This is a genomic window from Vibrio sp. 10N.261.55.A7 (genome assembly GCF_002877365.1).
Lineage (GTDB): Bacteria > Pseudomonadota > Gammaproteobacteria > Enterobacterales > Vibrionaceae > Vibrio.
In genome coordinates, this window is record NZ_MCWZ01000295.1 from 1 (window position 1) to 26,481 (window position 26,481).

The following is a 26,481-nucleotide window of genomic DNA, read 5'->3' on the forward strand; positions in this document are numbered from 1 at the left end:
CGGTGGTATTCGGTTGCTTTTTGGCGTTGGTTTTTTGCAGTTTTTTAATGCCTTTTTGGCCTTATCACTCACACCACTATGGATGTGGCGAATTTCGCCGGAGTTAACCCTCTATTCCGTTATACCCATTTCCATTGCTTTTGTGATTTTTCGTGTGGGCTTTAAGCGCATGAAGGTATTGCACCTAGAGCACATGCAGCGTTTACAAAGTTTATCTGCAAAGCTCATGAGCTACCTTTCAGGGATTGATTTAATCAAGAGCCAACAGATGTCACCTTGGGTTCTGGCAGAAACTGAGAAGCTGAATCAACAGCTGTTGCAGTGCAGAATGAAGATCACGCGCATTCAAGTGTTTTTTATGCCGGTTCTCGACTACGCCAACGACGTGATGAAGATTCTGATCCTTGGTTTAGGTGGCTATATGCTAATGAACCAGGAGCTGACTCTGGGTGAAATTACCGCATTTCTAACCTATTCCGTTTTGCTCGCAATGCCATTGATGCAGCTAGGGCGTATCGCGACTATTTATCAGCGTGGCATGGTAGGCATTCAAAGCGCTCAAACCATTTTGAATGCGGCCGTACCGGAAGAAGATCAGTCAGCACTCTCAAATGAACAGGTTAAGTCATTGCAAGGCCGTACATTTAGCGTGCGCAATTTGAGTTTTCGTTATAAAGCGGAAGGCCGCCTTATTCTCGATGACGTGAGTTTTGATATCCCAAGTGGTCGTAAAGTTGGAATACTTGGCGGCATTGGCGCGGGGAAAACCACGTTAGTGAATTGTTTGAATCACCATTTGGACGTACCAGAAAATGCAATCTATTTGGGCAATGACGATATCACCACATTTTCACGGCGAGACTTACGCCGCTACGTAAAAACCATCACTCAAGACCCTTACTTATTTTCAGCAACAATAGAAGAGAATATTCGCTTTGGCGCTTCTGACTCGAACATCGACAGAGAACATCTTGATGACGTGTTGGAACTCAGCCAGTTAGCCAGTGATGTCGCGCGTTTTGAACAAGGCGATCAAACCTTAGTGGGTGAGAAGGGCATCATGCTCTCTGGCGGACAGAAACAGCGCCTAAGCATTGCCCGAGCGCTGCTTGAACCTGCCGACTTGATCATTATGGACAATGTACTGTCTGCCGTTGATTACGAAACGGAGCGAAACATACTCCAAGGTTTGTTCTCTCGTTTAGACAATCAGTCGGTGCTGGTGGTGTCTCATCGAGTCAATGCGCTCGAATACATGGATGAAGTCATTGTACTGAATGAAGGAAAGATCATCGCAAAAGGCGACCATAAAACGCTATTGAAGACCTGCCCATACTATTTGGAAACATGGCAATTGCAGCAAAATGAATCGGAGGCTCAGTCATGTTAAACGACGTCGATTTCAAATATTTGAAGCACTTTTCCCAATTTGCGAAGAAGTACAAACGTACGGCATTGATTGGCATAGCGATGTTGCCGTTAACGGTTATCACCAGTTTGTTGTTCCCGTGGCTGATCATCCAAGTGATTGATATTCAATTGAGTCAGAACAATATGGATGGCCTGCTGGAGTACGCTTTCTATCTGACGGTGGTGCTTGTGGTCAGTTACATCGTTGATACGACGTATTCATATAACCTAAGGAAAACAGGTCAATATACGATTACTGACATGCGAACGGTGCTGTTTGCCAGAGTGCTGCAACTGCCGCGCGGTTATTTTGACAACACCCCCATTGGTGTCACGCTGTCACGACTGACGAGTGATCTCGAAACCATAGGGGAAACGTTTGTTCAATCTGTGGTGGGGCTGGTCAAAGACTCTATCAACACGATAGCACTGCTGATCATGATGATGTTCATCGATTGGAAGCTGACCCTCATTGTATTGATCATTATGCCGCCTGTAATGTATTTGACGGTAGTGGTTCGTAATCGCCTACGGGCTTTGTACTTGGTTACGCGCTCTGCGCTGGCAAGAGGAATTGGGTTTCTACAAGAAGTGCTCATTGGTATGGATACCGTTCAGATGTATCGGGCTGAAGAGCAGGTTGAGAAGAAGTATGCCGGCTTTACCGAAGAGTTTTTGAAAGCGCAGAAGAAGATCAACAAATATGATGCGGTCTTGTTCTCGTTTATCTCAGGAATTACCTCCATCACCATCGCGCTGATGATTTGGTACGGGTCGGGGCAGGTCGTCGACAACTTGCTAACGTTGGGCGTATTGATCGCCTTCATTAATACCCTTGAGAAAGTGTTTGTCCCAATCCGAGACTTTACCTCTCAGATCGCTTCCATACAGAGTTCATTCGCCGCGTTTGACCATATTGAAGAGTTGTTTGTTGAACCCACGCAAGAACAAGGGAGAAAACTGCTTCCAACAGAGAAAGTACAAGAAACGCTAAAAGAGTTTGTTAGCCTTGAATTTAGAAACGTCAGCTTTCGTTATCATTCTGAATCTCCGTTTGTTTTAAAGGATGTTTCGTTCAAACTAGAGAAAGGCCATCAAGTGGCGCTGGTAGGGTCGACTGGGTCGGGCAAATCTACGATCATGCGGCTTATTTCCAAAACCTATCAAGATTATGAAGGCAGTATTCTGTTGAATGGAATAGAGCTGTCGAAGATTGCAGGGAAAGACACTGCCCATCTATTTTCGATGATGATGCAGGACGTACACTTATTTCAGGAAAGTATAGAGTTCAACATTGCACTCGGGAAGCCAGGTGTCACAAAGGATCAAGTAGAGCAGGCTGCACGTTACGTTTACGCCGATCGGTTCATCGAGCAATTGCCAGAGCGTTATGATTTGGTTCTTGATAAGAACGGATCGAATCTGTCTGTCGGTCAAACCCAACTTATCTCGTTTGCACGATCGGTGGCGCAAGGTGGTCAGGTGATGATGTTGGATGAGGCCACAAGCTCTATCGATTCCATTACTGAAGATCTGATTCAAAGAGCGATGCAGCGTCTGTTCAAAGAGAAAACCGTCATCGCGATCGCTCATCGGCTTAGTACGGTTAAACATTCCGATGCGATATTGGTTTTGGAACATGGCGAGATAGTTGAACATGGTAACCATCAACAGTTGGTGGCGTTAAAGGGTGTGTATGCAGGCCTTCTTAATGAGGCAATAGTAGAGCCTCAGAACGTAAAAGCCAGTTAAGTTTAAATATTAGGTTCGTTGAAGTAACTTTATTTTTCTGGACCCCAGTTGCGATGGGGTTCATTTCAACTCTCCGAGATAAATAGCGTTATTCTGTTCATCTTGATCACATTCAAATTCCTCTAAAATAAGATAAACGACAATTTTTTATTTATTCCTCCGCAATTGTGATATTGCTCCAAATTGAATCCCTACCCGTCAACTACATATATAGGTGGCTTTAAAACAGAGACATTGATGTATTTGCAAATTATTAAAATAAATATATTAATCATGCACAAAACAAAGGCTAAGTTAAATCCATATCTGTTTTTGTCGCTATATCTTTAATGGAACTATTAGAACCAATAGAGAGGGTAATATGGCTAGGTTATACATATTCAATTTTGATGGTACGTGCAATGCACCGGATGATGCAGAGCAAGAAATTGATGGTAAAGGGGAAATTGAAGACAACAGTATTACCAACATCCTCAAATTTCATATTTTGTGTGGTGGTTCTTTGGCTAGGCAGGGACAAAGTTGGGATACCACAAAGCAGCAGTGTTTTTATTTTGCAGGGGTGGGAACCTATGGCAGTGCGTTTCAGAAAGCGTGGAACACTGTATTTTCCCCAGAGGGATGCGATGTAAGGCACGTTCTCAATCAGGCTCTTTCTGAGTTTGAAAGCACACCTTTTGACGAGCAGCAAGATACAATCCTGATTACTGGGTTTAGTCGAGGTGCAGCGTTAGCGAGACGCTTCGCGAAGCTTATTAGTGACAAAGTGGAGAGACCTTGCATCTATGAAGCCGTCTTTGACACTGTCGCTTCTATTAGTATTCCCAATTTGAGCAAGCATCAGCGTCCAAAGTCCGAGGTGGTATTTGAAGATCACTCTTTGCCGACTAATGTTATTAAAGCGCTGCATTTAGTGTCGCTAGATGATAAACGTAAAGCATTTCAACCAACTTTGATGAACTATGAAAATAAGGTGAGTGAAATTTGGTTTCCCGGTGCGCATGCGGATGTTGGCGGTGGATATCAAAAGGATGGTCTGTCTGACTCAGCGATGCGCTTCTATCTTAATTGGATTGAACAATGGCAATTTAATATCGATATAAAAACACCTAAGGAAGTTGATTATAAAGCGCTATTACCCAAAGAGATTAAATACCAAATAAGTTTGGATGATATGGTGATAAACCCAAATCCGCGTGGGCTCAATCACGAACAAACGCGCTGGTTTCCAGTTAGCCTACTGACTCTTGTAGATAGATTATGCTGTGTAATTGAGAACGATAAGGTATCGGCACTACACCATCCTATCGTGCACTGGTCGGCTTCTGAGCGTATCTACCATGACCAAGATTATCGACCTAGCTCATTAAAAGATGTTACCCACCAACTCATCTATCAGGACTATGAAAAAGTCGCTTGCACAGGTATCGAACCCCACATAGAACGACCACAACAACGCCTAACTGTGCTTGCTTTGGGTGAAAGTAAAACAATCACAGTATTCGCGGCTGAAAAATACAATCGAACTGGTGTTTTCCTTGAAGCAGGTAAGACTTATCGATTTACAAGTCAAGATAGCGAGACATGGTATGACGCGGCTATAGCGTGCTCAGTATCAGGTTGGGATCGATCGGGTGTCACCCTTGGTTTTAAAGAGGTCGCGATCGCCACCATGGAGCCTTTTAGAAGAGTTCCAGATGCTAATTGGTTTGAACTATGTGCCTCTATCGGCAGTGATGACCGAGAAACGTTCAGGATTGGTTTGAATACGAGTTACACGCCGTCTACTTCTGGTGAATTGTGTCCGTTTGCTAACGACCTAGAGCGCTTCTATGGCAATAACAGAGGCCTAGTTCAATGTACTGTCGAGAGAGTTGCGCAAATCAACGGTTAGGAGTAACGAATGGATACGGTGGAAAGGCAATCAGCATTACAGATTATTACTCAAAGGCTAGTGATATTTACAAGCATCATTTTGCTCTTGGTGGCGGTTGGACTTTATTTAGGTGTGAGCACAGATCCAGTAGCAGGTGAGAGTGTTGATGGGCTCATTAAATGTAAGGCTGAGCCAACAAACTCGCTAGAACAGTATAAATTTGATTGCACGCCGTATCTAAAATCGCCTCCAGAGCAAGAGCGTTCATATCTGGTTTTGCTTGTGTTTACTGCTGGCCTACTAGGTGGTTTTGTCAGTATCCAGCAGAGACTGCCGCGCATAGACTCAAAAGAACTATCATTGCTCGCCTCATCCTGGGTATCCGTGACTATCATCCCCATTAATGGTGGCATCTTTGCAATGGTTTTGATGCTGAGTTTCATCGGCGGGATCATTCAGGGAGAACTCTTCCCTGTTTACCATGAAGTAGAAATAGATGGGGCAGCAGGCTTTGCTCGGTGGTTAAAACAAGGCTACCCAATGACGGGAATGGATGTAGGAAAGCTGCTCTTCTGGTCTTTTGTTTCAGGGTTTTCCGAGCGATTTGTCCCCCAAATCATACGTAATACATCAGAAAAATGAGTCTCTAAGTAGTGTTGGTGTTTTAGTCTAGGTAGATAAAAGGGAGCTAAAGCATGCTTCCAATAAACAAGGATGAATAATATGAGTAAACCAATTGTACTGGTTATTCACGGCATGGGGACCCACTCTAATGGGGGCCTCAAGCTACAGATCAATAACGGATTGAATGAAGCGGCAAAGAACTTTGGGCTTTCTGATTTCAATTTTTCCGATAAGGTTGAATTGGTAGAGTTTAACTATTCAGAGTTTCTTGACGAGATTCGTCAACGAAGTGCTGATCATGCATCGTCAATGTCCGATCATCTGGCTCTATTGCAAGGGAAAGGGCTTTCAGTTGAGGTTGTCTCGCAACTGACAGGCTTTTTAAGTGATTTTGACGAAGATGAAATGCTGTATACCCATTGGATGGATGTCCTTTACTACGGAGTGATGTTCTGGGGTGAACAAATTCGTGTCGATTTCGCTAAAGCGATTAATGATGTGATGATTAAGGCGAATATGGAAGAGCGAGACGTTCATATTATTGCGCACAGCTTAGGCACGTCAGTTGCTCATGACACGTTGGCTAAGCTATTCCGTGAAGACGTTGACTTGACCTCGCAAGTACCGGGGCTTGATATTGCAAAATTTAGAATCAAATCTCTCTGGACTGTCGCGAATGTTAGTCGACTGACTTATTTACTCAACAACATCGCTGACCCTAATACTTCTATCGTGAATGCGACACCAGATGGTTGTTGCGACTACTTGGTTAATATACGTAACACGTTTGATCCGTTCACTTGGTTTAAAACCTATCAACGAGATGATGGTCATTCACGTCAATTAGAGGTGGACACCATTCGCTATTGGAACACTCATGACATTAAGGAATATATGGCTACACCGCTTGTGTCTGCTTATTTGTTCAGTTTCCTATTCTCAATTGAGCTTTCCGAGGAACAGTGGGAAAAAGGGGTGGCAAGTCACTCTGAATCATCGGTGAACAAGCCGGTTTCTGAGTTAAAAGAGGCAATGGGTGACCTACGTAATCAACCAGATTTAGAAGGAAAAATTGACACGCTTAAACAGGTATTTAGTACTGCAAAAGCTGTGAAAGATCGCTTAGAGGCCATCATTGAGGAGGCGAATGATGAGTAACCTATATTTCGTTTCTATCGCTATCATCTTCTCCTTTTCATCCAACTTCGCGGTCGCCAGTGAGCGCGAATCAGATTCTGCACCGATTACCGTTAACTGTCGCTATGATAAAGGTTACATTGATAAATTGAAGACACCGTTGAAAGATCTTCAGAGCTTAGCCGTGGAGGTTGGTCAGCAAATCTGTGTCTCTTCTCTCAAGGTGTTACCCAATGAGAGTATTCCCATATCTAAACAGCTGAATAGCTTTGCCGCTCAAGCAAAGAAAGAACTGGATGGGTTGTTTCCAACTATACAATTTGATGGGATGTCTTCGATTTCTGAAGATTGGTATCAGATGGTAACGAGTGAGAACAACGATTATCGCAATTTTTCGCTTATTGAAGCCACCCCCATAACCAGTGGTGTTCCACCTAGAGCGAAGGAGATAGAATTTAAACTCTACTCAGACAGCCAGTCTTTGGTAACAATAGAGATGGGGGAAGAACAAAAGAAACACTGTAACAGTGAAAATTCGACGAAAAATACAACTTCAGCCGGAGCGTGTTTGTCGACATTCGATCAGTGGCGATACGCTGTATCCCCTTTCCAGGCGTTGTATACAGACCGTATATTAAAGGACAACGGCAAGAAAATATCGAAGCTTCAATCTCAGTGGAAGCACTTTGTTGAAGAGTCTCGGTATCAAACTGAGCTTGATGTATGGGCTACCACCGTTTGGTATGGCGATCAGTTTCAGCAACTTCAGTTAAGTGGACCGCCGTCTTCACAGCTTTTTCTGCTGCACCCGATGTTAGTTTTTGAACACCTACCAGATGCGGAGAAAGGTGAGCGAGACGATGTGAGCATTGCTGTTGAGTGGTTTGGTGTTAACTGGTGGAAAAAAGGGTTCGGGGTTTCTGTCACATCAGTTTATAACGATCGAAAAGATCAGCCTGCGGTTGGTACTGGAGCCACGATCCATATTAAAAACAAATATAGCGTTGGTTATGTCTATCGCAACAATGGTGATGACAGCATTTTCTTTAATTTAGATCTCATGGAGTGGCTGGGCGATAAAGAGAATAAATATAAGAAATATAAAGCATATTTTAACTAGGAGAGATAGAGGCTCCTTTAAACCTACATCCGTTCTAAAGGAGCCCTTACTGGGATATTCAGCTATTTACTTTTAATTAGTTATTGTTTCAGCTGAGCTTCTAACAACTCTAAAAGCACCTGCTTGTAACCTTCTTGAGGCTGCGCGCCAGTCATTGCACTAGTGCGGTTGAACACAACGGTTGGTACACCTGAGATATTCATTTGCTGCCATTGTTGTTCGGTTTGTCTGATTCGGTCGCGAATGCTCTTATCGTCTAAGGCTTCACGAGCTTGCTCTGCATTGATACCAACGGACTGTGCTTCGTTGATGAGTACGTCGCGATCAGAGATGTCTTTTCGCTCGGTAAAAAATGCGGCGAATAATCGCAGTTTCAAGTCGGTTTGTTTACCAAGAGCGTGTGCCATGTCGAGCAGCACGTGTGCATCTAGGGTATTCACCATTTTCATGCCGTCAAAGTAATCAAACTTAAAACCATACTGCTCCCCACGCTGAGTCAAATCGCTTCTGACTCGGTCGCTGTCTTCACGAGTTGAACCGTATTTACGCTGTAAATGTGCCCCTAGCTCTTCGCCTTCAATTGGCATGTCTGGGTTGAGTTCAAAGGGCTGCCACTCAATCTCAACCTTGTCTTGCAGGCCCAACTCTTGAATAGCGGCTTCCAGGTGTTTGTATCCAACGACGCACCACGGGCACACCACATCTGAAATAATATCGAGTTTAATTTTGTTCGTCATTGTTTACTCCATGAGGCAAGTTGCCACGTGTGCCTAGCGTCTAGACCTATTGTTTTAAGGTCATGGCTTAATGTTATCCAGCACTATAATCTTTCTTGAGCAATCGTTCAAGAAAGATTGAAAAGGCGAATTAGGCTCAGATTCTATGGCGGCCCATACTGACCTGACGTTTAGAGTCTCTTTACCTTAAGTTGTGGTCACTCTATAATTGAACGAACGTTCTATGATTTTAGGTAGCAGTACGATGTCGAAACCCGCCCTGTTTGATCGCGAAGAAGTGGTGAGCAAAGCAACGAATTTGTATTGGAAAAAAGGCTTTCATGCGACCTCAATGCGTAATTTACAAGATGAAGTCGATATGCGCCCCGGCAGCATTTACTCAGCGTTTGGCAATAAAGATGGGCTGTTTAAAGAAGCATTGCAGAACTATGTCAACATGGGCTTGGCGCGCATTCAGAAATGTCGTGACGAAAGCGATACGCCCCTGCAAGCATTGAAGATGTTTGTAAAAATGCAGGTGATTGATACCTCGGATAGAGCACCTAATGGGGTATGCATGTTGGCAAAAACGTTGGGCGAGTTAACCAGCGAACATCAAGAGCTTTTGGATATTACCAAAGGGCACATGGCCACAATCTCTGCGCAGTTTGCCAAGCTAATTGAAGAGGCGCAAAGTGTGGGGGAAGTGGATCTTAGCAAGGACGCAAAAGAGTTGGCCAGCTTCGTTCAGATCCAAATAACGGGTCTTAGAACGTATGCCAAAATAAATGGTGATAAGAAGAAGCTGGAAGAGATGATCGATAATTTATTTGGTCATTATCCTTTTTAAAGATCACGAAATGGAACGCTTAGAAATCTAGCAAGGAGCGCTTAGATGAAACAGACCGTTGTTTTCTTCGACATCAATGAAACCGTGCTAAACCTAGAGCCATTGCGTCCAAAGTTCCGCCAGTATTTTGGGGCTGAGTCTTACATGGAGACATGGTTTGCGATGCTGCTGCACGCTTCCACCGTCTGTTTAGCCACGTCAGTGAATACCAATTTCAAACATCTATCTAAAGCGGTGTTGCTTAGCCTTGCTGGGCGAAATGCTGTCACAATGACAGATAAAGAGTGTGACGATCTATTGGGGACGTTTGCAAACTTGCCTGTGCATTCGGATGTCATACCAGCCATCAACCGATTACGTGATGCGGGGCTTATCGTCGCTGCGTTGTCTAATTCATCTCAAACACTGCTTAATGCTCAGTTAACTAACGCAGGGATCATTCACCTTTTTGACCGGGTTATTTCTGTCGAAAGTGCTGAGACGTTCAAACCCGCTTATGAAGCGTATCAATTGGCGTTAGACACTATGGATGTGAAGGCGAGCAGCGCCTATCTTGTAGCAACCCATGATTGGGATACTCATGGGGCGATGAGCGCGGGGCTGAACGCCGCATTTATTAATCGATTTAAAGCGCCTTACAATGCGCTGTATAAACAGCCGGACATTCATGGCGACACGATGACAGGCGTTGTCGAGAAAATTATTGCTCAATCACCAGTTCTGTAAACCCTGTATTTAAGTCTTCTTCGCGAGAAAATCGCAGGTTGCCATAGCGATGAAGGATAAGCTCTGCGGTGGTATCAACAATGCTGCCTTCTAATAAATGGCCACCGATCACCTTACCTGTGCGATCAGACACTGAAATATGGATATGTTGATGCTCAGGTGTCAGTGTCCCCATGATCGACACAATCTCAAAAGGCGCGGTTATTTTTAGTGTCTCTTTTGCTTCCGCTAAGCGCAGGTGAATGTCCGATAAACTCCCCACACATGAAGCAATACTGCCAGCGCGTATTGCGTTGTTTTGAACAAGTTGAGCGATAGAATGCTTGAGGTCAGCGCCTTTGGTTAGGCGAACAGCAATGGGTGTGAGCATAAAGTGAGTCCAGTAATGATAATGTGGGCGAAGAGAGCAACTTTAGTTTATTTGTGAACGGTGAACGTATACACTGCCGATCATATCATTTCCAGCCATTCAGACGAATTTAGCGATCACATTATGACTCAAGATCAACACGACCAAGACTATCAACAGCCAGAGTACGAAGAAGCTTCTCATGAAGAAGAGTATGAGGGTGAAGAAATAGAGATTGAGGCGATTGGTATTGATGTCTCTTCACAGCCGATAGAGCTTTATAAAGTGTTCAAAATAGCCAACTTGGTTGGTGGTGGTGGCGAAGCTAAGCACATCATTTCTGAAGGGTATGTTGCCGTAAATGGCGAGCTTGAAACTCGAAAACGCCGCAAAATGTATGACGGTGATTTTTTCGAGTTTAATCAAGAATACTACGTGGTTGTATGCGATGCGCCGGTGACTGAGCCTCAGGAAAAGGCCGATAAAACCTCAAACAAGCAAGCGTCTTCAAATAATAAAGCGGCTTCAAAAAGCAAGAAAGACAACCGTAAAAAAGAAAAGAAAAACAGCCCAAAACAGGCAGATAACAAAGGCAAGCCAGCGAAAAAAGACAAGGCCGAGGCCGCAGGGAAGAACAAAAACACAGACAGCTCTCTGAGTGCGAAAGCGGATAAACCGGCGACAGCCAAAGATAAGAACAGCGGCAGAAACTCAATCGACTTCTTCTAATATTGAGCTTCTAATATTGAACTGCTAGCTTCGAACTTCTAATTCGATTCAGATGGTTTAACGCTTCATGCCTGTAGCGGCCAAAACGCTACAGGTCTATCGCTTCTCGTGAAACTATGGACACGAGAAGCACCTGTAACCAACCTTCCCAAGTAGCGTTGGTATAGTTAGTTCCACTCGCCCTTCTAGATCTCACCTTTTTGGTTCTCCCCCTTGTTTATTCGTATCCATTTTCAGATTTGTACCCATTTACCTATTTTTGAATAAGTGTGCAGCTAAAAACTTGCCCCTGATAAAACATGTTTACTGCATGCGCTATTTGGGGGCTTAGCGTCGCATTAGGTGATGCCGCGTTCTAGGCTCTCTTCAACGCCACTTCGGTTGTATATGACAGGGAATCGACTCTGCCAATGTTGCCATAATATGGGGTTTGAAGAGAGCTCGACCATAAAGTGCGCCACGTTGATTCTGCTGGTTTTTCTCGCGTCAAAGATGGGATCGCAAACTGGAGAAGGGTGCAAATCATAGTGTGACGAATCGGGTTGGTTTACGAGTGAATCTGGCCGAATGCCCACCCATTGAATGTGTTGAGACTTGCTAGGGGGGAGGCTTTGCAGGTGCTTGGCCGCATGCTCATTGTCTGAGTGTGGTGGAAGCGTTAACCGTATTAAAGCGACAACAGCGCGATGTGCAATCGATACTTTTTCACCGTTCACCTTATCTTGAAACCCGGTTGTGCTCATCAATATTAGTTTTACAGGGTTTGCTGGATTGGATTTTTCAATCGCTTGGCAGACTCGCTCCATCACTTGGGTGACTAAGCGCCTCGGGTGACCAAACATCCCTTTAATTGATAGGTTATGACCCAAACACGAAATGACGTGACTGCAACCCTGTACCTGTTCAATGAGTTGGCGTTCACTTAACTCCGCTATATTTGCCTGGGTAATCTCCACCAATTCACTGCTAATGACCTTTAACGGTAGCTTCATTGTTGAACGGACAATGAGCTTTACCCGCTGCTCCTTTTTTAAAAGCTGCTGCACGACAAGTAGACCTGTCGCCCCTGTCCCACCTAGAACGAGCGTTGTCATTTTATTTCCTTGCTAGTTTGAATGTATTGGCTACGATACATATGTAAATATGATAAGTTAATTGTTGTAAATCGCATGGAGCTATACGTTTTTGTATGAACTGGACATCTGTTTGTTTTGATTGGAATCGTACTCGGGCGTTTCTTGTGACCGCCGAAGAAGGAACCCTATCGAGTGCCGCGATTGCGCTGAACATGACTCAGCCTACATTGAGCCGGCAAGTGTCGGCTCTGGAAAAGGAAATTGGTGTTGCTCTGTTCAAAAGAGTAGGCCAAAGGCTCGAACTCACTGACAGCGGTATAGAACTGCTCGAGGTTGCCCGTAGGATGGGGGAGGCCGCGTGCGATTTTTCATTGGTTGCTCAAGGGCAGTCACAAAAGTTGGAAGGCAATGTCGTGATTTCGGCATGCCAGTTAGACGCTGTTTTTCGATTGCCAAAAATCATAGCGTCACTACGTGAAAAAGAGCCTGGTATTTCTATCGAAGTGGTGGTGACCAACAGCGTCAGTGATCTTACACGTCGCGAAGCCGATATTGCCATTCGGAGTTTTCAGCCGACTCAATCCCATCTCATTACGCGCAAATTAGGGCAAGAGGTGATTCGTCTTTATGGCGTGAAGTCGTACACCCATCCACTTCGAGAGGTGGATCCTGAGATTATGGCGAGAGACGTGCAGATCATCGGTTTCAATAAAAGCGATGAAATTATGGAGCGATTTCGTCAGCAAGGGTTAAGGTTAACCACGAACAACTTCAAGGTTACAACGGACTGTTTGCTCACGCAGGTTCAATTGTGTAAATCTGGCCTTGGGCTGATGTGTTTGACTCAAGACGTGGGCGATTGTGATCCTCAATTTGAAAGAGCGATTGAAACCGCTTTCTCACCTATTCAACTTCCAGTCTGGGTTGTTTGTCATGAAGAGCTGCATACCAATTTACGGGTTCGCCGGGTGTTTGATTTTGTTTCCGAATCGTTGAAGCAACACCTTTTGGAAAGTGAATTGCTCAATATGTAAAGTCGGCTGACCAATGCGCCAGCTTGAGTTTGCGCTCGGTTTTGAGTTTAAAATGTAACGATTCCTGTTGAAAACCGATGTGCTGACTCATTTGAGCGCAATGCACTCGTTCGCAATTCATTAAAGTTTGATTTACATCTTAGTCACTTTTAAAATTTAAGCCTGAGCAAAATAACTATAAATAAGAGCAGTCATGAAATTAGATACCGTCGATTACCTTGCTGATGACGCGGCAGAACAGTTTGTAAAGTCACTGAGAGAAACGGGGTTTGGTGTATTAAAAAATCACCCCATTCCGAAAGAGCTTGTTGAATCTATTTATGAGAATTGGTACCAGTTCTTTTCAACAGAGCGTAAAAATGAATTCCAGTTCAACGTTGAAACACAAGACGGCTATTTCCCACCAAGCGTCTCTGAGACAGCGAAAGGGCACAGTGTTAAAGATATTAAAGAGTACTTCCATGTTTACCCTTGGGGGCAGATTCCAGAAGAGTTGAAAGCGCAAATTCTTGATTACTATCAGCGCACGAGTGCTTTTGCTGAAGAGCTTCTGAGTTGGGTTGAGGCGCATGCGCCAAAAGAAGTGCAAGAGAAGTTTTCGATTGCTTTGTCTGATATGATCAACGGCAGCGATAAAACCTTGTTACGAATTCTGCACTACCCACCAATGACAGGTGAAGAAGAGCCTGGTGCCATTCGAGCTGCTGCTCATGAAGACATTAACTTGTTGACTGTATTACCCGCAGCGAATGAGCCGGGCTTGCAAGTGAAAAACAAAGATGGCGGATGGTTGGACGTACCGTGTGATTTTGGTAATTTGATCATTAACATTGGCGACATGCTACAAGAAGCATCGGGCGGTTATTTCCCAAGCACAACGCACCGTGTCGTGAATCCAACGGGTGAGCGTCAAGAGCATTCACGTATATCATTGCCGCTGTTCTTACACCCAAAACCTGATGTGGTGTTATCTGAGCGCTACACGGCAGACAGCTACTTAATGGAACGTTTACGTGAGCTTGGTGTGATCTAATCGGTCGTTGTTAAGCTAGCTTTCAAAAAGGCATGATCCGAGCGCTTCGGTGTCATGCCTTTTTTGTTGTTACATCTTAATTGCGGTATTTGCTACGAAGAGACGGTTGGGTAGCACCAGTGTCGAAACAAAGTATGTCTAAAGGTAACGAATAGCGTGACGATCTTGCTTGAGCTTTGTTTAACAGAAAAGGTCTCTATGAGAAACGGCGGCTAAGGGCATGACGATGAGTGGGATCTTGTGTAGGCAAGACTTTTTGCGCTTTGCCATTAGCGAACAGAGGAGCAGAGCAGCAAAGCAACAGAGAAACAAAGCAATAAAAACAGTGCTCGCACTAGCTTACTTGCGGCACGACAATAGTGAACCCGCAGCCGCCTGAAGCGGGTTGATAGATCTCTATGCTACCGTCCATGCCCTGCGTCACTAAATTGTAAACAAGGTTGAGGCCTAAACCTTTACTGCCTTTGCCACGGGTTGTTGTCATAAACGGGTCGAATATACTGCCCAGTAACTCTGGGGCAATACCTTTGCCGTTATCTTCGATTTTGAGTTGTAACTCTTCGTCCAAAACTTCAGCGATAATCTTAATCTCACCAGATGAATGGTCAGTGAGCCCATGGTCGAGTGAGTTGAAAATCAGGTTTTCTATCACTTGTCCCATTCGCCATGTATTTAGACTGGCTTTGGTTTGTTGTGATGAAACGGAGATCAATACCTGGGTGTTATGCGGTTTATCATATTGAGAGAGAACGGTCTGACTGAGCTGATTAAGCCACTCAGAAAGAGCCACCTCTTCATTGCCAGCATGCTGAGACTCTTTAAGAGACAACCCCTTAAACTGCGCCACTAAATCGGCCATTTTGTCGACATTGGAATCAATGATCTCTGAAGACTCAAGCCCAGTCGTGATGGTTTCAACCAGCTTGGCACGCGACATGGTTCCAGCGTTGAGATCCGCTTGCAAGTCATTCAACATTTCTGGAAATAAGCTAGACACGGTTTTTATGCTACCCAGAGGGGTGTTAAGTTCATGCGCCATGCCCATCACTAGGTTGGCTATCGAGCTCTGTTTTTCAGCTTCAATGAGTTGTTTTTGTGTGCGTTGTAGGTCATCCAATGTGTCTTGAAGGCGATTGGTTTTTTCATTCAATCGCTGAGTACGCTCAAGTACGCGTTGCTCAAGTAGGGCGTTTGTTTTTTCTAAGGTTTTTTGTGCATCGGAAAGCGCTTGAGTGCGAGCGAGAATCCGGTCTTCTAGCTCATTGTTGAGATTCACAACCGCTTCCTCTGCGTATCGGCGCTTAATGAACTCACCGAGTAGAGAGCCGAACAACCTCAATGTGTGGCTTTGGTAAGTCTGAAATGGTTTATGGTTAATTAGGTTATCACAGGCGATCCACCCCATCACTTCATCGTTGTCCCAGATAGCAATTGCCGCATTCCAGCCATGACCGACCGTGTCGACTTCTCCTATCTTTTCACCAAACTCATAGAGTTCCTTATCGTGCCAAACGCAAACTTTACCCTTGGTCGACATCTCTTCAATCACCTCTTGGATGTCTTCCAGCATCGGCGCGGTGAAGTCCTGTTCGCTGCGAACGTTACCCTGCTCGTCGGTTCCCCATGTGCCCACCATCCAATCTTTATCGGGCTCTTTGTCTTTGTCGATCATTAGGATGCCCATGCGATCGATCTCGAGATGTTTTAGGCAGGCTACAACAGCCAGGCGATACAGGTCATCGAGCGACTGAGCACGAGACAATTCAATCGATATTTCATGGAGTTGGTAGAGTTGTTTATAAAAATCTATCGCATGTTCGCTATCTGCGGCCAACTCTGCCGATGCTTCATCTGAGTAGGTCACCAACCGGCTCATCGTCTCTCCCTTTTACACACTTCTCACCATGAAAGTGTAGATGATCATTTGGGGAACTGTGGTGCTCTATTCGGTTGGAAGCCCGACTATTTCACTAGATGTTTTGGCCTATGCGCCATAACACGCCACTAGGGTCGGTGAGACAAAAATCCAGCATTCCCCAGGGTTGTTCGACAGGCTCAGACAGCGAGGCGTCAAATTTAACTATTACGTCCGCCTCTTTTATGTGTTCATACCAACTTCTCGCGTCTTCGACTAGCAGGTGCATCATGAAGTTATCGCTATGTTCAGCAACATAGAAGTCTTGCAGTAAGAAGGCGCAGTGTCCCTTTTTGAAGTAGACGATGCCATCGAATTCTGATGCGAGCTCAAATCCTATCGCCTGATAAAAGTCTTTCGATTTTTGAAAATCTTTGGCTGGAACAAACGATTTTATTTCAGTGATCTCTAGGTTTTTCATGTTTTCTCCTCTGATTTTGTTGAGTCGAGCATTTTGCTGAGTGAGTAGTTTTTTCTAAATGGGGCGCATGATCACATTGGTAGGCAGGCTTTTTATTGTGAGAAACAGGCTCACTACTGGCATAGGAATGCATTTAACCCATTCATTGTATGAGTGTTTGGTTGATATGGTATTACAAACTATGTATATTCGCGAATCTAAATGCTAACGATTTGTATTAAGGATATGTTATGGAAGATAAGTTTTCTCTTTTCGTTGCCAGTGCATTGGTTCTTTTAACCGCGTTTAGCGGTGCGACTCACGCCGATGTCACCAAAAGCTCCCCTCTAACAAACACACAAATAGAGATATCACACTCCCTTGGAAGCGTTCAATTAGAGCGCACACCTGAACGCGTTGTCGTGATAGGGGTTGGGCCATTGGATGCACTTGATCGTTTCGGTATTGAGCCTGTCTCTGTTTCAAAAGTGGCGACGCTCCCTAGTTACCTATCCAAATATAGAGGGGAGCAATATGCTTCTTCTGGCAGCCTTTTCGAACCCGACTTTGAAGCGATCTATACGCAAAAACCCGATGTGATCATCGTAGGGGCAAGGGGGGCAAGTAGCTATCAAGAGCTAAACAAAATAGCCCCAACGATTGTCTTTACGACTGAGGCAAACCAAGGCTATTGGGAAAGCACTCAACAGCAGTGGCGCAACTTGGGTGTGGCATTTGATATTGCCGATAAGGTTAATCAAAAGATAAGCGACCTGGACAAGCAGTTTGAACAGATTCGTCGTTATAACGAAACGAATAAGGTCGATGCACTGACGGTGATGAGCGCGGGTGGAAATCTTACCGCTTTTGGTGAGCAGTCTAGATTTTCCTCGGTCTACCATGATTTCGGCTTTAACCAGACGGTTGAAGGCATAAGAGAAGCGAGTCATGGCGATTTGATTTCTTATGAATTCATCGCAAAATCAAACCCTTCTACGTTGTTAGTGATTGACCGAGATGTATTAGTCAATGCAGGAGAAAGCAAGGTTCGAGAAGAGTTTGAAAATGATCTCGTTAAAACGACCAATGCCTATAAAAATGGACAGGTTGTTTATCTAGATGTTGATGCTTGGTATCTCTCAATTGCAGGCGTCACCGCAACAGAGCAGATGATTGAGGATGTTCAACACGCGATTGGTTTCAATTAATGTTCGTTTTTAGCTAGAGGTTTGCTTTGAAAAAGTTATTGCTAGCAGTGTTCGTGTTAAGTGCTCTGTCTGTTTTTGTTGGTGTAGGAGACTTATCACTCTCGGCATTATTACAAGGCGATCCTGAAGCGTGGGAACTGTTGATTTTAAGCCGTATTCCGCGATTACTCGCAATTATATTGGCGGGCTCGGGGCTGAGTATCGCGGGTCTCATCATGCAGCAGATCAGCCAAAACCGATTTGCTGCTCCGTCCACATCGGGCACGATAGAATGTGCCATGCTGGGTTATGTATTGAGCCTGGTTCTATTTGGTGACGGCAACAATATTTTGCTGATTTTCACCACTGCCATGTTGGGTACGTTGGTATTCATCCAGTTCATTCAGCGTATTCAATTCAAGAACGCCATTTTTGTCCCCCTTATTGGTATTATTTTCGGTAACGTCGTTGAGTCTGTCGCAAGCTTTATCGCTTACAAATACGATGCGGTTCAGAATATGTCAGGGTGGGCGATTGCGAATTTTGCCAATATTTTACAGGGTGATTTTGAATTGCTTTATATCGCGCTGCCTGTGGCAATTTTCAGCTACATGTACGCCGCGAGAATTTCCGCTGTTGGTATAGGCAAAGATTTCGCTGTGAACTTGGGCCTTAATTATCAGCAAGTTGTCGTTATAGGCGTAATTCTGGTTTCTGTGATGTCTGCAACGGTCGTGATGATCGTTGGTCAATTGCCCTTTCTTGGGTTGATTGTTCCCAATTTAGTGAGTCACTATTTTGGTGATAACTTGCGCAAAAACATTCCGCTGACGGCCATTCTTGGTGCCTTGGTGGTTCTGCTGTGTGACCTAGCGAGCAGAGTGATTATCTTCCCTTATGAGATCCCAATTTCTATGATCATCAGTATTATTGGTGGTGGCGTCTTTGTTGTATTGATTGTGAAGGGGCAAAGAAATGCAGGATAGAGTGAAACTGATTCTGCTGGCACTCTTTTGCATTGTCTTCGCAGGGCTTTTTATTGGGCTCGGTTTAAATGCCGATAATTACGAATACTTCCTGTCGAGACGTGTGCCCAAAGTCCTTGCGATGGTGATTGCAGGGGTAGCGATAGCGCAATCGTCATTGGCGTTCCAAACCATTACTAATAATCGAATTTTGACACCCAGTATCATGGGGTTCGATGCTTTGTACTTACTCACTCAAGTCGTTGTTGTTGCCGTATTTGGTGGTTTGAGCGTTTGGGTTCTTAATGACTACATTAACTTTGCCGTGTCCGTTGTGGTCATGCTCGGTTTCTCGCTGCTGTTGTTTTCATTTTACTTTGGCCGAGGCCGACTTAACCTGATGGCGCTGCTGCTGCTTGGTGTGATATTGGGCCAGTTATTCTCTAACATTTCATCATTTATCATTATGTTGATGGACCCCAATGATTTCGCCTCCGTGCAAATGAGTATGTTTGCCAGCTTCAATAACATCAAAGTTGAGTTGGTTTACTTGTGTGTGCCCTTGCTTTCGGTGGTCTGCTTCGTGTTGTATCGAATGCACAATCATCTCGACGTGTTTTGGTTAGATACCGATAATGCCACCAGTTTAGGCGTTGATGTAAAGAAAATTACAATGTACGTACTGATTCTTTCTGCCATTTTGATTGCCATTTCAACCGCTTTGATTGGCCCTATCATGTTCTTCGGTATTCTGGTGACAAACTTAACTCGTGAGATATTCAGAACGTATAAGCACAGTATCCTGCTGGTGGCCTGCTCTCTGTTTTCCGTAGCATCTTTACTCAGTGGCCAGTGGGTCGTCGAGAATCTATTTAGCTTCTCAACGACGTTGAGTGTGGTGATTAATTTTATTGGCGGCATCTATTTTCTTTCTTTGCTGCTTCGTAACAAAGTGGCGTAATACGATGATTCAATTAGAAAACCTGACAAAGACATTTGGTGGAAGCAAGGTGGTAGACACCGCCAGTGCTGAATTTGAGAAAGGCAAAGTGACCTCTATTATTGGGCCGAATGGGGCAGGAAAAAGTACGTTACTGTCCATGGCAAGTCGACTTGTGGCAAAAGACGAAGGGAAAGTGTTCGTCGATTGCAAAGAAATCGCGGAATGGGATACCAAAACACTGGCGACCAAATTGGCCGTATTGAGGCAATCAAATAACGTGACCATGCGATTTACTGTAAGAGAAATGGTTTCTTTTGGCCGTTTCCCGTATTCACAAGGAAACATGACAAAGCACGATGAAAACATTATTGATCAAGCCATTGGTTACCTTGACCTCGCCACTATTCAAGATAAATATTTAGACGAGCTGAGTGGCGGTCAGAGGCAACTTGCTTACATCGCGATGGTGATAGCTCAAGATACCGATTATGTCTTTCTTGATGAGCCTTTGAATAACTTAGATATTAAGCACTCGCTACAGATCATGCGAAACATTCAAAAGCTCGCGCACGAGATGAAGAAAGCCGTCGTTGTCGTCATTCATGACATCAACTTTGCAGCGTGCTATTCAGACATCATCATTGCATTGAAAAAAGGGCAGGTAGTGGCTAATGGCAGGGTAGATTCCGTGATACAAGCAGATGTGTTGGCGGATATTTACGAAACCCCCTTTAATATTGTTGAAGTGAATGGCCAGAGAATGTGCACGTATTACTAATATCTGTTCTTCATTATCGCAGCGAAAAGTAACCCTTTAGCTATGTAGTAAAAAGGGCTAAACGTCTCTCTACACATCGTAGAAAGGGGCTGGGTTAACGGGCAATGATGAAGGAGACACAGCTTTTACAATTTTTAACGAACTGCTTTTGAGCTCAATGAAAGAGACATCAGTAAAGTGACGGTGCTTATTTGAGTAGAAACATTTTACTTCGGGCTTTAAGGGTTGAGCCGCATTGGAACTCCATACGATGCCAACCTTGCCATCAGATAACTCGACAATCGACCCAACAGGGTAAACGCCTATAGAGTTGATGAATTTGTAAACCAAATCCGCATCGAGATGGTTTGGGGTTAAACCGAGAATGATTTTAAAGGCTTCAGCAGAGCTCATTCCTTTTTTGTAGCAACGGTCAGCAGTTAAGGCATCATAGATATCGATAATACACACCATGCGAGCATGTTGAGGTATTTGATCGCCTTTTAAGCCTCTAGGGTAACCATTCCCATCAAGTTTCTCATGGTGCATCAAACATACGTCTCGACTGATTTGGCTGAGGCCTTTGATTTCTATAATCATTTCGTCAGCATAAACCTGATGAAGCTTCATGTGCTCAAACTCTTCAGGTGTCAGTCTTGCCGGCTTGTGTAAAACCTCATCCTTAACTTTTGTTTTTCCAATGTCATGGATGATGCCGCCAATGGCCATTTGCTTCAACGTCTCTTTATCCAGACCTAAATGTTTGCCAAATGTCACCAATAAACAAGAAACATTGACGGAGTGTTCAAGCAGGTATTCGTCTTTACTTCTTAGCGCCGACACACATCTTAGGGCATCGGTATCAACCAAAACAGACTCAATCATGTTGTCAGCCCACTCATCAATTTCATCAAGTGTGCCTTCAAAGGTATGGGATAGGAGTCGGTTGGCCAGCCCTTTGGCTTCCTTAATGAGCTTTTGCGCTTTTTTCTGGCTGGCATGACGGCTTTGCGGTTTGCGAGCCGTACTTTTCTCTTTCGCTACAACAGGTTCAGGTTCCTGAACTTCTTCGTGCTGGATGGGCTTTAGAACACAGCCTTTATCAGACAGTTTGGAATCGACCCAAACGTATTTGACACCCTTGTCGTTCAATTGACGGATCGCTCCAACGGATGTGACACGTCCTGCGTGCGCTAAGTTAACGCGTTTAGTATTTTCTATCGCGGTGACAAACATGCCGACAGACAGTGTCTCAATGGCAATCTTTATCGAGTCTTCAATTTTGTACTGCATCACAACATTGGTTTATTTTGAGGCGTGAATTAGTAGTGTAATTGCTTTAACTGCAATTACACTACTATTACCTTGAAAAATGTGATGCTAGATCGTTATTTGATGGTGTTATGAGTGGTTTACTGTAGTAACCCTTTATTCTGTCAGGGGAAATTTTGGTGGTACTCTTGCATAACACTAAGTTTAGCTATTCGGATAGGTATGAGTCAGCTCAAGAATCAGTTAGTCGATAAACAAAGGAAAAACATGCACCAATGGATTCAAGCGGTAAAGGAAGCACTGATTCCATTATCCAACGTAGAAAATGCACAGTTTATGAAATCGTATATGCGTGGGCAGTATGCGTTTTATGGCATTCAATCGGGGCCTCGCCGAGCAGCGCTCAAACACCTCTTTAGCAAAGACCAGATACCAACGATTGACGAGTTGCCCGATGTGATTGATGAGCTATGGAAATTGCCCGAGCGGGAATACCAAATGGTGGCGGTTGATTTGTTGATCAAACTTAAGACGAAACTGCCGGTGTCAATGCTGCAAGATCTAGAGCGTTGGATTACGACAAAATCGTGGTGGGACACCGTTGATATGCTCGCGACACATAATGTGGCAGGCTTGTTTATTCGCTTTCCAGAAGAGACCGCAGCGTGTATTGAACGTTGGCGAAAGTCCGATAACATCTGGCTGAGACGTACCGCTTTGCTCTATCAATTAAAGCTTAAACACAATACCGATGTTGAACTTTTGTTCTCGATTATTCGTGAGAACCAAAGTGACAAAGAGTTCTTTATTCAAAAAGCGATAGGTTGGGTATTGCGTGAGTACTCAAAAACCGATTCCGAGGCGGTTATCGAGTTTATTGAGCAACAACAGATTGAAGGGTTGGCAAAGCGAGAAGGGTTGAAGTGGTTAAAAAAGCACGGCCAATTGTAATAAGTCATGCAGTTCACTATTGAAGCCCCTAACCGCTGATGCGTTGTGATGCTTTACGCTTTCCTGCTATTTAACGCTTAAATTAAACTGGCCGGAAAGACTATTACTCACAGTACAAATGGCTTTTGCGCTCTTTAATAAACTCGCAGCAATTTCTCTATCGGTATGGATACTTGAGCTGAGCACAACGTCGTACTGAACGATCTGTATGGGTAACTTAGCCCCTTTATGGGCGCTGATTTCGATATGAAAGGGATCAATGGCTATTTTTTTACGCTTAGCGACCGCTTGTAAAGACAGAATCAAGCAAGAAGCGACAGAGTAGAGCAGCATGTTGGCTGGTCGATCAAATGGAGGGGACGTGGTCAACTCTGTGCCCTTTAGCCCGAAATAGATAACGTTATTATCTCTTAGCTCTGCAATGATAGGTCCATATTGCTCTGGTTTTACTCTGATTCCCATACCTTCCCTTATTCTTGTTGTGAGTCTGGTGAGCGACTAATGACAGGCTGCTCGCGTAGTGTTTTGAAAGACACTATTTTGGGCGTGTAAAGTTGCTTCTTGCGAGCTCAATTTCTTCTCTCAAGACTTCATTTTGAATGAAAACCTCGCCATTATTCTAAATCCTACTTACTCAATGTTGAATACTTTCAGCTAGGACGTTGGTCCTAATGATTAACCTAAGCCAATCACCCTAATGTATCAACATCGAATTACTTATGGTTATCTAGTGCTGATTCAGAGGGCTTTTCTAAATTTTGGCTATTGGCCGTTTGGTCAAGTATCAGCAGTAGTGTGCGCTCTGCAAGATTCATAGGGCTACTATGCTTAAGGGCTAAGGGCTAAGGGCTAAGGGCTAGAGGCTTGTGTCGTGGAGGTTTGATGATTGGTCATGAGCATAATTACAGGCCCACTTGCCATCAGAAATACGATATTCCTTGGCAAATGAACCTGCATTGTAACTGCACGGTAACTTGGTAACTTGGTAACTGCTCTGGGCTGCGTTAGTTACGCATAAAGAGAACGCTCAGTGTTTAGCCCTTTTATCAGCCCAACACACATCACCAGTGTGACCAACGCGAAAGGTAGGCCCGTTGTGACCACGCCAGCTTGCAAAGCCTGTAACGATTCTGTACCACCTAGCCATAGCATGGCAGCAGCGATGACACCCTGGACAAGCGCCCAGAAGATGCGCTGCGGAACAGGTGCATCTACCTTGCCGCCAGAAGTGATACTGTCAACAACAAGAGACGCAGAATCCGAGCAGGTAATAAAGAAAATAAGAACGAGAACAATCGACAATGCCGACAATATCTTTCCATAAGGCATCACATCAAAGACGTGAAACAGTGATAGCGAAATATCCGTTAAGCCGTTGGCTCCAAGCTCTCCAACCTTGTTGATCACTTGATCGATCGCAATACCGCCGAATGTTGCCATCCATATTAAGGTGACGAGTGTGGGTATGAAGATCACCGCGCACAAGAATTCACGTACGGTTCGGCCCTTCGATATGCGAGCAATGAACATCCCAACAAATGGCCCTAATGAAATCCACCACGCAAAATAGAAGACCGTCCAACCTTGCATCCATGACACATCGCCACGTTCGTGCGGGTTACTTAAAGCCGTGAAATTTTGCGCGTAGGCCACGAAGGTGTCAGGAATTGCTACCGCCACTACATCAAAATTAATCACTAGAACAATGGCTAACAATACAAAGGCAAACAGCATATTGATGTTACTCAGGATTTTCACGCCGCCGTTAATGCCTCTGATCACTGAGATGATGGCAATGAAGGTCACCAGCACAATCACCGTCATTTGCAGCCAGATGCCATTCTCAATGCCAAAGACATGGTTCATACCGGCAGCGGCTTGTTGAGCACCAAGACCCAAAGAGGTAGCAAGAGAAAATAAAGTGGCCAGCACAGCAACAATATCAATGAGGTGACCTGCCCAGCCCCACGCTCTGTCGCCAATAATTGGGTAGAACACTGAGCGGATTGAGAGTGGTAGTCCTTTGTTATAGGCGAAGAAAGCCAGAGACAGTCCAACCACACCATAAATGGCCCAGCCATGAATGCCCCAGTTAAAGACGGTTGCTGCCATAGCAAGAGATCGGGCTTCAGGAGTGTAGGGGTCGACATCCAACGGTGTGCCCCACCAATTGGTAAAGTACGCAGTGGGTTCTGCGACACCCCAAAACAGTAATCCGATCCCCATTCCTGCAGCAAACAACATCATCACCCAAGAGAGGGTAGAGTGTTCGGTTTTCGCTTCTTTACCGCCAATACGAATTTTACCGTAGGGCGATATGATCAATAGCATGGTGAAAAGTACGAAGAAATTTGTTGACCACATAAACACTAAGTCGTAATCCGCCATGATGCCGTTACGGATGCTGTTTAATGTGTCTTTTGCCGTGGTTGGGTCTGCGAGCAGTAAAGCTGAGAGGAGGAGAATAATAAGACTTGCGCTGATACAGAACACCACGTTGTGTATATCGAGCCCCCACTTTTTAATATTATCTTGGCCTACTTTGTAATCTGTGGTGCTAATACCATATTTATGGATGGAACTAAGTTGTTTTAACGTACTAGTCATAACTGTCTGTTAACGAGTCCTAGAATACTTTTTAATCGAAAAGTAAAAACGAAGTGCCCATCAAAAGAATGAAACGGCACAATTGAGCGCGGAGACTAGCAGTAACTTGATCACAGCTCAAATTAACCGTGACGAAATATTGGTAAGGAAAGCGGAAGATGATCGTCTATTTGCTTCAAAAACGAATCGAATGTCACAAGCGCATCTCTTTAAGTCATTGCTTTTAAAGCTTGGGAAGCGGATATCTGGACGCTGACGAACTCAACAATAGGCGGCAGGTTAGGCGATAAAAACTTGAAAAGAAAATTCGGTTAGTCGTGTTTTGTTTTGATGATTGACTTATCGGTGGCGTTTCTAGTGGCAACTTATCAAGATAGGTGAGCGACGCGAGGCTTCAGCGGCGTTGGCAATAAACCGCTGAGGCCTGGTTACCGACTTGGGTATTCAACGAACTACTGTTCAGAAATCAGTATTTTCTTAAGCAACTTAGAAAGTTCGGATTGTTCTTTTTGATTCAATGGATTGAGCATATTATCCAGATTGCCCACATGCGCGTTCAGCGCCGTATCAATAAAGGCAACCCCTTCTTCACTCAGCATGACTTTACAGCTGCGTCTATCGTGCTCACTAGCAATGCGTTCGACCAATCCTTTTTTTACTAACTGCTCTATTCGCGTACTGACCGCACCAGAGGACAACATCAACGTGCTGTAGAGCTCTGTTGGCGTAATCGCTTCAGGTCCACTGCGGCGCATAGTAGCCAAAATATCGAATTCAATGCTGCTCAATCCATGTTCTTTAAAAACCGCATCGAGCTTTTTTTGCCACATTCCGCTGGTTCTACGTAGACGACCAACCACACCCATAGAGGAGCAATCTAGGTCGGGCCGTGCTTTAAGCCATTGATCGAGAATGAGATCGACAGCGTCTTGTGTTGAAGAAAGGTCTGATCGGTTAGAGGTGTCTGATGGCATTTTATCTCTCCAATAAATATCTTTTGAAAAAGATACTTGATTAAAAGTTAGTTTGCCATTACTTTATAAAAAGAATCT

General features: G+C 44.4%; 25 protein-coding genes. 16 read left to right on the forward strand and 9 right to left on the reverse strand.

Annotation, left to right across the window (positions count from 1 at the left end; genetic code table 11):
- The 6 genes from BCU12_RS15970 to BCU12_RS15995 form a co-directional block, all read left to right on the forward strand.
- The coding region (locus tag BCU12_RS15970; RefSeq protein WP_102405254.1) for an ABC transporter ATP-binding protein at positions 1–1,390 on the forward strand (1,390 nt) is incomplete at its 5' end.
- A complete protein-coding gene (locus tag BCU12_RS15975) occupies positions 1,384–3,162 on the forward strand; it encodes an ABC transporter ATP-binding protein (protein ID WP_102405255.1) in 1,779 nt (592 codons plus the stop codon). The genes BCU12_RS15970 and BCU12_RS15975, both read left to right, overlap by 7 nt.
- Before the next feature lie 361 nt (positions 3,163–3,523).
- Positions 3,524–5,056 (forward strand): DUF2235 domain-containing protein, encoded by a 1,533-nt coding sequence (locus tag BCU12_RS15980; RefSeq protein ID WP_102405256.1) that lies wholly within the window; start codon positions 3,524–3,526, stop codon positions 5,054–5,056.
- Positions 5,057–5,065: 9 nt separating this feature from the next.
- The gene (locus tag BCU12_RS15985; protein WP_102405257.1) at positions 5,066–5,680 is read left to right on the forward strand and encodes a hypothetical protein; all 615 of its coding nucleotides are present in this window, start codon (positions 5,066–5,068) and stop codon (positions 5,678–5,680) included.
- Between the two features lie 81 nt (positions 5,681–5,761).
- Complete coding sequence (locus tag BCU12_RS15990; RefSeq protein ID WP_102405258.1) at positions 5,762–6,820, forward strand: hypothetical protein; 1,059 nt, start codon at positions 5,762–5,764, stop codon at positions 6,818–6,820.
- Positions 6,810–7,919 (forward strand): hypothetical protein, encoded by a 1,110-nt coding sequence (locus BCU12_RS15995; protein ID WP_102405259.1) that lies wholly within the window; start codon positions 6,810–6,812, stop codon positions 7,917–7,919. The genes BCU12_RS15990 and BCU12_RS15995 overlap by 11 nt, the downstream gene beginning before the upstream one ends.
- Before the next feature lie 80 nt (positions 7,920–7,999).
- On the opposite strand, the gene BCU12_RS16000 is transcribed toward BCU12_RS15995, so the two are convergent.
- A complete protein-coding gene (locus BCU12_RS16000; protein ID WP_102405260.1) occupies positions 8,000–8,656 on the reverse strand; it encodes a DsbA family oxidoreductase in 657 nt (218 codons plus the stop codon).
- 244 nt (positions 8,657–8,900) lie between these two features.
- Here BCU12_RS16000 and BCU12_RS16005 point away from each other — a divergent pair, with 244 nt between their 5' ends.
- Positions 8,901–9,485 carry a TetR/AcrR family transcriptional regulator gene (locus tag BCU12_RS16005; RefSeq protein ID WP_102405278.1) on the forward strand — a complete coding sequence of 195 codons (585 nt, stop codon included), beginning with the start codon at positions 8,901–8,903 and terminating at the stop codon, positions 9,483–9,485.
- A gap of 45 nt (positions 9,486–9,530) precedes the next feature.
- Positions 9,531–10,211: a haloacid dehalogenase type II gene (locus BCU12_RS16010; protein ID WP_102405261.1), complete on the forward strand. Its 681-nt coding sequence runs from the start codon at positions 9,531–9,533 to the stop codon at positions 10,209–10,211.
- Here BCU12_RS16010 and BCU12_RS16015 read toward each other — a convergent pair.
- The gene (locus BCU12_RS16015; protein ID WP_102405262.1) at positions 10,186–10,581 is read right to left on the reverse strand and encodes a PPC domain-containing DNA-binding protein; all 396 of its coding nucleotides are present in this window, start codon (positions 10,579–10,581) and stop codon (positions 10,186–10,188) included. The genes BCU12_RS16010 and BCU12_RS16015 overlap by 26 nt on opposite strands.
- Before the next feature lie 123 nt (positions 10,582–10,704).
- Between BCU12_RS16015 and BCU12_RS16020 the strand changes: the two genes are divergently transcribed.
- A complete protein-coding gene (locus BCU12_RS16020) occupies positions 10,705–11,289 on the forward strand; it encodes an RNA-binding S4 domain-containing protein (protein WP_102405263.1) in 585 nt (194 codons plus the stop codon).
- A gap of 338 nt (positions 11,290–11,627) precedes the next feature.
- On the opposite strand, the gene BCU12_RS16025 is transcribed toward BCU12_RS16020, so the two are convergent.
- The gene (locus BCU12_RS16025) at positions 11,628–12,383 is read right to left on the reverse strand and encodes an NAD(P)-binding oxidoreductase (RefSeq protein ID WP_102405264.1); all 756 of its coding nucleotides are present in this window, start codon (positions 12,381–12,383) and stop codon (positions 11,628–11,630) included.
- Between the two features lie 95 nt (positions 12,384–12,478).
- Between BCU12_RS16025 and BCU12_RS16030 the strand changes: the two genes are divergently transcribed.
- A complete protein-coding gene (locus BCU12_RS16030) occupies positions 12,479–13,399 on the forward strand; it encodes a LysR family transcriptional regulator (RefSeq protein WP_102405265.1) in 921 nt (306 codons plus the stop codon).
- Positions 13,400–13,592: 193 nt separating this feature from the next.
- The gene (locus BCU12_RS16035; RefSeq protein WP_102405266.1) at positions 13,593–14,432 is read left to right on the forward strand and encodes a 2OG-Fe(II) oxygenase family protein; all 840 of its coding nucleotides are present in this window, start codon (positions 13,593–13,595) and stop codon (positions 14,430–14,432) included.
- A 334-nt stretch (positions 14,433–14,766) separates the two neighbouring features.
- Here the strand turns inward: BCU12_RS16035 and BCU12_RS16040 are convergent, their stop codons facing one another.
- Together BCU12_RS16040 and BCU12_RS16045 are read right to left on the reverse strand one after the other, a co-directional pair.
- The gene (locus BCU12_RS16040) at positions 14,767–16,308 is read right to left on the reverse strand and encodes an ATP-binding protein (RefSeq protein WP_102405267.1); all 1,542 of its coding nucleotides are present in this window, start codon (positions 16,306–16,308) and stop codon (positions 14,767–14,769) included.
- Between the two features lie 94 nt (positions 16,309–16,402).
- The gene (locus BCU12_RS16045; protein ID WP_102405268.1) at positions 16,403–16,768 is read right to left on the reverse strand and encodes a VOC family protein; all 366 of its coding nucleotides are present in this window, start codon (positions 16,766–16,768) and stop codon (positions 16,403–16,405) included.
- Positions 16,769–16,998: 230 nt separating this feature from the next.
- Between BCU12_RS16045 and BCU12_RS16050 the strand changes: the two genes are divergently transcribed.
- Genes BCU12_RS16050 through vctC form a run of 4 tightly spaced genes read left to right on the forward strand, consistent with a single transcriptional unit; the run spans position 16,999 to position 20,620 of the window.
- Positions 16,999–17,955 (forward strand): siderophore ABC transporter substrate-binding protein, encoded by a 957-nt coding sequence (locus tag BCU12_RS16050; RefSeq protein ID WP_102405269.1) that lies wholly within the window; start codon positions 16,999–17,001, stop codon positions 17,953–17,955.
- Positions 17,956–17,981: 26 nt separating this feature from the next.
- On the forward strand, positions 17,982–18,920 hold the full coding sequence (gene vctD / locus BCU12_RS16055; protein WP_102405270.1) for an iron chelate uptake ABC transporter permease subunit VctD: 939 nt from the start codon (positions 17,982–17,984) through the stop codon (positions 18,918–18,920).
- A complete protein-coding gene (vctG, locus tag BCU12_RS16060; RefSeq protein WP_102405271.1) occupies positions 18,910–19,860 on the forward strand; it encodes an iron chelate uptake ABC transporter permease subunit VctG in 951 nt (316 codons plus the stop codon). Before vctD ends, vctG begins: the two co-directional genes overlap by 11 nt.
- Before the next feature lie 4 nt (positions 19,861–19,864).
- Positions 19,865–20,620, forward strand: a complete 756-nt coding sequence (gene vctC, locus BCU12_RS16065; protein ID WP_102405272.1) for an iron chelate ABC transporter ATP-binding protein VctC — start codon at positions 19,865–19,867, stop codon at positions 20,618–20,620.
- 69 nt (positions 20,621–20,689) lie between these two features.
- Here vctC and BCU12_RS16070 read toward each other — a convergent pair whose 3' ends face one another.
- Positions 20,690–21,892: an HD-GYP domain-containing protein gene (locus BCU12_RS16070; RefSeq protein WP_102405273.1), complete on the reverse strand. Its 1,203-nt coding sequence runs from the start codon at positions 21,890–21,892 to the stop codon at positions 20,690–20,692.
- A 201-nt stretch (positions 21,893–22,093) separates the two neighbouring features.
- On the opposite strand from BCU12_RS16070, the gene BCU12_RS16075 reads away from it, so the two are divergent.
- Complete coding sequence (locus tag BCU12_RS16075; RefSeq protein ID WP_241909852.1) at positions 22,094–22,822, forward strand: DNA alkylation repair protein; 729 nt, start codon at positions 22,094–22,096, stop codon at positions 22,820–22,822.
- Positions 22,823–22,888: 66 nt separating this feature from the next.
- On the opposite strand, the gene BCU12_RS16080 is transcribed toward BCU12_RS16075, so the two are convergent.
- From BCU12_RS16080 to BCU12_RS16090, 3 genes are all read right to left on the reverse strand, one after another.
- Positions 22,889–23,284 (reverse strand): OsmC family protein, encoded by a 396-nt coding sequence (locus BCU12_RS16080; protein ID WP_102405275.1) that lies wholly within the window; start codon positions 23,282–23,284, stop codon positions 22,889–22,891.
- 546 nt (positions 23,285–23,830) lie between these two features.
- Positions 23,831–25,429 (reverse strand): BCCT family transporter, encoded by a 1,599-nt coding sequence (locus BCU12_RS16085; RefSeq protein WP_102405276.1) that lies wholly within the window; start codon positions 25,427–25,429, stop codon positions 23,831–23,833.
- A 452-nt stretch (positions 25,430–25,881) separates the two neighbouring features.
- Positions 25,882–26,403: a MarR family transcriptional regulator gene (locus tag BCU12_RS16090; protein WP_102405277.1), complete on the reverse strand. Its 522-nt coding sequence runs from the start codon at positions 26,401–26,403 to the stop codon at positions 25,882–25,884.
- Positions 26,404–26,481 lie beyond the last annotated feature (78 nt).

Excerpts from the sequence above, each read along its gene's own strand:
- BCU12_RS15975 (WP_102405255.1), top strand. The coding sequence starts at position 1,384 with ATGTTAAACGACGTCGATTTCAAATATTTGAAGCACTTTTCCCAATTT.
- BCU12_RS15980 (WP_102405256.1), top strand. The coding sequence starts at position 3,524 with ATGGCTAGGTTATACATATTCAATTTTGATGGTACGTGCAATGCACCG.
- BCU12_RS15985 (WP_102405257.1), top strand. The coding sequence starts at position 5,066 with ATGGATACGGTGGAAAGGCAATCAGCATTACAGATTATTACTCAAAGG.
- BCU12_RS15990 (WP_102405258.1), top strand. The coding sequence starts at position 5,762 with ATGAGTAAACCAATTGTACTGGTTATTCACGGCATGGGGACCCACTCT.
- BCU12_RS15995 (WP_102405259.1), top strand. The coding sequence starts at position 6,810 with ATGATGAGTAACCTATATTTCGTTTCTATCGCTATCATCTTCTCCTTT.
- BCU12_RS16000 (WP_102405260.1), bottom strand. The coding sequence starts at position 8,656 with ATGACGAACAAAATTAAACTCGATATTATTTCAGATGTGGTGTGCCCG.
- BCU12_RS16005 (WP_102405278.1), top strand. The coding sequence starts at position 8,901 with ATGTCGAAACCCGCCCTGTTTGATCGCGAAGAAGTGGTGAGCAAAGCA.
- BCU12_RS16010 (WP_102405261.1), top strand. The coding sequence starts at position 9,531 with ATGAAACAGACCGTTGTTTTCTTCGACATCAATGAAACCGTGCTAAAC.
- BCU12_RS16015 (WP_102405262.1), bottom strand. The coding sequence starts at position 10,581 with ATGCTCACACCCATTGCTGTTCGCCTAACCAAAGGCGCTGACCTCAAG.
- BCU12_RS16020 (WP_102405263.1), top strand. The coding sequence starts at position 10,705 with ATGACTCAAGATCAACACGACCAAGACTATCAACAGCCAGAGTACGAA.
- BCU12_RS16025 (WP_102405264.1), bottom strand. The coding sequence starts at position 12,383 with ATGACAACGCTCGTTCTAGGTGGGACAGGGGCGACAGGTCTACTTGTC.
- BCU12_RS16030 (WP_102405265.1), top strand. The coding sequence starts at position 12,479 with ATGAACTGGACATCTGTTTGTTTTGATTGGAATCGTACTCGGGCGTTT.
- BCU12_RS16035 (WP_102405266.1), top strand. The coding sequence starts at position 13,593 with ATGAAATTAGATACCGTCGATTACCTTGCTGATGACGCGGCAGAACAG.
- BCU12_RS16040 (WP_102405267.1), bottom strand. The coding sequence starts at position 16,308 with ATGAGCCGGTTGGTGACCTACTCAGATGAAGCATCGGCAGAGTTGGCC.
- BCU12_RS16045 (WP_102405268.1), bottom strand. The coding sequence starts at position 16,768 with ATGAAAAACCTAGAGATCACTGAAATAAAATCGTTTGTTCCAGCCAAA.
- BCU12_RS16050 (WP_102405269.1), top strand. The coding sequence starts at position 16,999 with ATGGAAGATAAGTTTTCTCTTTTCGTTGCCAGTGCATTGGTTCTTTTA.
- vctG (WP_102405271.1), top strand. The coding sequence starts at position 18,910 with ATGCAGGATAGAGTGAAACTGATTCTGCTGGCACTCTTTTGCATTGTC.
- vctC (WP_102405272.1), top strand. The coding sequence starts at position 19,865 with ATGATTCAATTAGAAAACCTGACAAAGACATTTGGTGGAAGCAAGGTG.
- BCU12_RS16070 (WP_102405273.1), bottom strand. The coding sequence starts at position 21,892 with ATGCAGTACAAAATTGAAGACTCGATAAAGATTGCCATTGAGACACTG.
- BCU12_RS16075 (WP_241909852.1), top strand. The coding sequence starts at position 22,094 with ATGAGTCAGCTCAAGAATCAGTTAGTCGATAAACAAAGGAAAAACATG.
- BCU12_RS16080 (WP_102405275.1), bottom strand. The coding sequence starts at position 23,284 with ATGGGAATCAGAGTAAAACCAGAGCAATATGGACCTATCATTGCAGAG.
- BCU12_RS16085 (WP_102405276.1), bottom strand. The coding sequence starts at position 25,429 with ATGACTAGTACGTTAAAACAACTTAGTTCCATCCATAAATATGGTATT.
- BCU12_RS16090 (WP_102405277.1), bottom strand. The coding sequence starts at position 26,403 with ATGCCATCAGACACCTCTAACCGATCAGACCTTTCTTCAACACAAGAC.